This window comes from Paraburkholderia sp. EG304 (assembly GCF_046543485.1).
Lineage (GTDB): Bacteria > Pseudomonadota > Gammaproteobacteria > Burkholderiales > Burkholderiaceae > Paraburkholderia > Paraburkholderia youngii.
Map to the genome: position 1 here is coordinate 1 of NZ_JBKGUA010000294.1, position 571 is coordinate 571.

The 571-nt window shown below is 53.2% G+C and carries 1 protein-coding gene; it reads left to right on the forward strand.

Annotated elements, in window-relative coordinates:
* Positions 1-161: 161 nt before the first annotated feature.
* Positions 162-422, forward strand: a complete 261-nt coding sequence (locus tag ACLFKU_RS43930; protein ID WP_410853414.1) for a hypothetical protein — start codon at positions 162-164, stop codon at positions 420-422.
* Positions 423-571: the final 149 nt, after the last annotated feature.

The window sequence follows — 571 nt, forward strand, 5'->3', positions numbered from 1 at the left end:
ACATCGACTCGGTATAGCCGTCCGCTCCGCGCATCGCTTCAGTCTCAGTGTTGTCCGGTTCTTTGTTTCAACGTTTACCCCTCCCGCGCGGATGACGTGCGCGGGAGGTATTTCAACAGCCTGCTAAGTCCAGCAGGAAGCTTCATGATATAGACCAACAGATGAAGCAGATGCAGGCGATGCACGAAAAGATGATGGAAGCGAAGACGTCAGAGCAACGCACAGCACTGATGGACGAACAGATGAAGTCCATGCAAAGCGGCATGCACATGATGGACATGATGAAAGAGGATTCGGAAGACATGCCGATGATGTCCGGCAAAACTCACGAGATGATGATGAAGCGAATGGACATGATGCAGATGATGATGCAGGCCATGATGGACCGTCAGTCTGCACCAGGCCAAGCGCCGGCCAAGTGACGTCCGCCTCTTCATGGAGATGGGAGGTGTCAGGAATTTTGTGTGCCGAGGTCGGTTAAAAGATCTCAGCTCATGGCGTTCGTGAACCGCTCGCCGAACATAATGGCGAACTGATTGACTGCCTGCCGCCAGGTAATAGGCGGCATCTT

Bases quoted from the DNA above. Each gene is read 5' to 3' on its own strand.
- ACLFKU_RS43930 (WP_410853414.1), top strand. From the start codon at position 162: ATGAAGCAGATGCAGGCGATGCACGAAAAGATGATGGAAGCGAAGACG.